Origin of the sequence: Coleofasciculus sp. B1-GNL1-01 (assembly GCF_040220235.1) — a bacterium.
In the GTDB taxonomy this organism is placed as follows: domain Bacteria; phylum Cyanobacteriota; class Cyanobacteriia; order Cyanobacteriales; family Coleofasciculaceae; genus Coleofasciculus.
Map to the genome: position 1 here is coordinate 1 of NZ_JAVJTO010000166.1, position 4702 is coordinate 4702.

4 protein-coding genes are annotated in these 4702 nt (G+C 44.0%); 1 reads left to right on the plus strand and 3 read right to left on the minus strand.

The window, feature by feature from the left end; all coding sequences use genetic code 11:
* Nucleotides 1–137: 137 nt before the first annotated feature.
* The 3 genes from RID53_RS35450 to RID53_RS35460 all read right to left on the minus strand — a co-directional run bounded on the left by RID53_RS35450 (nt 138) and on the right by RID53_RS35460 (nt 3215).
* On the minus strand, nt 138–737 hold the full coding sequence (locus RID53_RS35450; protein WP_446392557.1) for a hypothetical protein: 600 nt from the start codon (nt 735–737) through the stop codon (nt 138–140).
* Nucleotides 738–1119: 382 nt separating this feature from the next.
* Nucleotides 1120–2061 carry a DUF1350 family protein gene (locus RID53_RS35455; RefSeq protein WP_446392558.1) on the minus strand — a complete coding sequence of 314 codons (942 nt, stop codon included), beginning with the start codon at nt 2059–2061 and terminating at the stop codon, nt 1120–1122.
* Between the two features lie 383 nt (nt 2062–2444).
* Nucleotides 2445–3215 (minus strand): hypothetical protein, encoded by a 771-nt coding sequence (locus tag RID53_RS35460; RefSeq protein ID WP_446392559.1) that lies wholly within the window; start codon nt 3213–3215, stop codon nt 2445–2447.
* Between the two features lie 419 nt (nt 3216–3634).
* Between RID53_RS35460 and RID53_RS35465 the strand changes: the two genes are divergently transcribed.
* Entirely contained in the window at nt 3635–4543 is a 909-nt protein-coding gene (locus RID53_RS35465) for a F0F1 ATP synthase subunit gamma (protein ID WP_446392560.1), read from the plus strand.
* Nucleotides 4544–4702: the final 159 nt, after the last annotated feature.

Consider the following 4702-nt stretch of genomic DNA (forward strand, 5'->3'; position numbering starts at 1 on the left):
TAAGTAGGTGGACACAATTAAAGTGAACGGTTGAGATTAGGGAACAGGGAACAGGGAACAGGGAACAGTAAGGGTTTGAGGGCAATTTGCAAAACTTAACACAGTACCGTTTTCTTTTGTCCGACTACTTATTACTACTAACTTTGCAGCCATTGCTTGAACTGTTGCTTAACCTGTTGTTCCCTTTTAGCAACGGTTGCACCAGCTTCTCCCATCTTATTCTCAACCTCAGCTTGCTTGTATTCTACAACAGTAGGTTCTACCGTTTGAGATTGTGCTTTTAATTGGTTATACCAGGCGGCAAAATTCTCGAAGCGCTGCTTCAAACGCTGATAGCGACTGCGCTCAATTTCAGTCCCCTTGCTATCACGATTGACCTCGTGGCTATTCATCGTAGCATATTGATGCCGCAAATCCGTATAGGCTTGGCGCAAATAGGGAAACAGGCGACTTTTAAGCGCTTTGGAGACGGCGATAACCATAGATTTAGAACGAAGCCCAGGCGTTTTTGGCGTAGCTTCCCCGTTTGCGTTCTCTAGTTTATCTACCTTGGCTAAAATCTCCGAGAAATTCTCTTGCACAATCCCGCGAATTTCACCCGTTCCGTCTTTCACTTCAGCCAAGGTTTTCGAGAACGCCTCTTGAACAATTTCTTGAATTCGTTCTGCCCGTTGCCTTTCTAGAGATTTAGCTTTCTGAAAATCAGTGGTGATGCGTTCTTTAGTAGATTCAGACATAGTTATTCCTCATCGCTTTGATTAACCGGGTTTCGATACTTCTGCTACAAAGTTTGTTCGACTCCCAATTTAATCTTGGCAAATTTATCCGTAAGTTTCCGGTGTGGTTTACCCCCAGTTTTAGCGTGTTACTTCGACAACTTGTAGGAATAATACGACATTGAGTACGGATATCCGAAGGAAGCCTGTCACCTTGTTAATGACTACAAGACGTAATCAGTCAGTTGTAGGGGCGGGTTTAGCCACTAAAACTCCTTGTCTCCGATAAGGGAAAAACAAAACCCGCCCTTATGCTTATGCTTAAACCTAACTTTTCAGGAAAAGTCTATAAACCTGAGTCGGGGTAGATTTAGTTACGTATTGGTGAAACTTGATGCAGTTTTCATACCCGCATACTGAGTTTATCCAAAAATTGGATAACTACTTTTTCCAGCGGTCTATTTTGAATCCTTTGAATAAATTTAGTTAGTGGATTTATTTCAAGAACATAATTCCCAACTTGAATCCCCAGCGGTGCTAAATGCTTACCTGATAGTTCTTGATGCAGTAAGGGAAACTTGCCCTGCTTCAAATAATTGATCAGCCACAGCACATCACTATTTCTTCTTTGTTCCTCATCTTTAAATTTGTCCTGCTCACTTCCAGCAATTGTATCCCTATCAAACGAAATAATGCCTGTCAAGTTAAACAGTGGGCTTTCGCTGATATAACATAGAGTTTGTTTCCTGGTGGGAATTACACCTAGGTTTATTGAATCAAGGAAACGGGCAATGAACGCTAAAGGTCGAGGAATGGCACTTTGCGTATCACTAATGTCAGGGGCGAGTAGTAAAGAGGGTTGATTTTTGATCGACCGTTGTAAGTCAGGACTATCCATAAAACTCTGTTCAATTTGGCGAATCTGACCGTCTGCGTTTGAATTGCACCGCTTTAAAATATCTTGCCATCTGTCGCCACTTAAAAGCTCTAAAAGGGCGATGTACTTGCATCCCAAACTGTGACCTATCCAAAAATAGTTGTCCAGATTTTGATAAACCTCAGTTGGGTAGTTGAGTCTCTTGGCAATTTGGGAAATTTCCTGGGACAGAACCTTCTGTTCTTGTAACAAACTAATTGAAACAGACCAATGGCGAAACGTAAACCGAAAGGGGAGAGCAATGATGGTATAACCTTCGTTAAATAACGCTTTTAACAAATAGCGATTAAAAACTGTGGGAAAACTGCCAAAGAAAGCACCACCGATAAATTGAATAACACCTTTTGGATTGGGGTGAATCGCTACCCAGCTAAAGGAAAGGGGCTGAAACTTAAATATCTCGTTCATCATTAATTAATGTTGCTTTGGGATAACGATAAAGAAAACAGCCACGTCTCTATGGCTAACCGCTGTGGCTAAATCGACGCTTGAGAGGGAGAAAGAATTGGGAACATGTCACCTTTGTAGGTTGGGTTGAGGAACGTAGGCGAAGCCTTCTCGTTCGCCTTTGGCATTCCCGAAGGGTAGAGTAACCCAACACCATCGTTAGCCTGTTGGGTTTCGCTGTCGCTCTACCCAACCTACAGGAACGCTTTGTGCAAAATTGACATGCTCCCGAAAGAATGTTTGAGTGTGATAGTAGAGACTTAGCTAGCTTGCTACATCTCTACTATCTTTTGGTTCAAGAGTTAGGTTGACACCGACCGAATTAAGGGTTAGGCTGTGATAGCTTAACTTCTTGTCATCTGGGTTTCTAACTCGTCGATCCGTTCCACCATCGTGCTTAAAACCTGTTGCAAGTTATCGGTTGTTTCGGAAATTACTCCATTGCCTAAATTCGGGAGGTTAGGATTAAGCCGATCAGGATTTTCTCGGATAATTTCGGCTAAGCCAGGGTCAAGCTCAAGGATTTCAGAGGGGAGTTGCCGTATCGGAAAAATTGGGAATTGAAACTGAGTTAGCGTAACTTGAGAACCGCCTGTAGCAGTGGGCAGCGCATAAGCAAGTTGGTCAAAGTCTGCCCTTCTTTCGGGGAAGTCGTTAGGCAAGAATGTTCCCCGTTGCTGAGGCGTCAGCAACAAGTCAAAGGAGTTAGAACCAAAGAGATTGGCTAAGGAAAGGGTAACAAATCCACGTATTTCAGTATTGGCGGCAGCAACAACATTTCGGTCGGTGACATCGGGTTGTAAGAGAAATAACCCGGTATCGCGTGGAGGAATGGATATCAAATAGGTTTGAGTGGTTGGGGTTTGACTGATGGGATTTAATTGATTGTTGAAACCCGCGACATCAAAAAATGCCAGTAGCGGTTGACTGTTTAGATTGGGAGATTGAGCGGTGAAATTGACTCGCAGTCGGACAGGGGTATTGCGATTGATGTTAGAAATTGTCAAAAAGTAACCCTGAATAATAGTCCGACCCGCCCCTAAAATGTCAGCATTTTGCTGCACCAGGGGTTTAACCAAAAGCTCGAACGTAGAAACAACTGTGGATACAGCCATTTGCTTGAAACTCCTTTAATAGAACATCAGAATTGAGTACCGCTGCTGAGAAATTCAAATGGCTTTGTCAGTAATGCTTGACTGATCAATTGATTTCCGCCGCGATGTACTTCGTGATTAACCGGGTTGTCTCTCGGTTATTACTAGAAACGAGGATTAAGCAGGGACTATTCCAGATTGATACAAAACTTTACATTAGGAGTTGCAGGCTACACAAACAAAGAGGAGGCGATTGAAATCGCAGCTACACAACCAAAGTCCGCCTGCGCGGACTAAATTATAACGGGGGTAGCTAACCTGGATTTGGCGTAAGTTCTGATAAGTTATGACTTATGACGGATGACTTCTCTGATAGCTAACCGCTAAAGTCCTCTAAAGACGACTGGATAAGCATTTGAATCCTAACTCTAAACTCTGAAATGGCAACCATTGAGGAACTCAAAACCCAAATTAACAGCGCCCAAGATTTACAATCGGTGGTGAAGACGATGAAAGCGTTGGCGGCTGTGAGTATTCGCCAGTATGAAAAAGCCGTAGAGTCTCTGGTTGAGTACAATCGCACTGTAGAAATGGGATTACAGATTCTCCTCAAACAGCGTCATTTTGCCGAATCCTTCACGATACCGCGATCGCTCCTGAATCTGAGTGAAGCCCAATCGCCGTCACAGAGTATGATTGCGATTATTTTTGGGTCAGATCAAGGGTTATGCGGTCAGTTTAATCAGCAAATTGCCCATCATGCAATCAAACACCTGAATCAGCAAGATGTGTCACCGGATCAGTTAGCGATCGCAGGCGTTGGGGCGCGAGTGATTCCCTCCCTGGAAACGGCTGGATATGCAGTAACTGAGGCATTTCCCGTACCGCGATCGGCATCAGATATTACACCTCAAGTCCAAGAGATCGTGCTAACGATTGAACAATGGCGAGAGGAACGGCAATGCGATCACATCCTCTTATTTTATAATCACCCGTTATCAGGGGCGTCCTATGAATCGCGCCACCTCCAGCTTTTACCCCTCGATCCCGAATGGTTGCGCCAGTTAGAAGCTAGAGAATGGGCGACATCAATGGTGCCGAGTTATACCATGAACTGGCAGCAATTATTTTCCGCATTAATCCGCCAATATCTGTTTGTTTCTCTTTATCAGGCATTTGCTGCATCTCTGGCTAGTGAAAATGCCAGTCGTCTCTCCTCGATGCAATCCGCCCAAAAGAATATCGACGAACGACTTTCTGATTTAAATTCCCAATATCGTCGCCAGCGTCAAAGTTCAATTACGGCGGAACTCCTGGATGTGGTGGCAGGTTTTGAAGCATTAACGTAACCATAAGTAGGTTGTAATTAGGGGCTGCTGAATAAGTCTTGTGGTGGGGAGAGGGAATAGGGAATGGGCAATGGGCAATGGTTTCACCCCTCTGTCGAGGGAAAATTTGGTGCTGTTGTCGGCGAAAAGTTCAGGATACAAGAGGGGGGTAGTATAAAA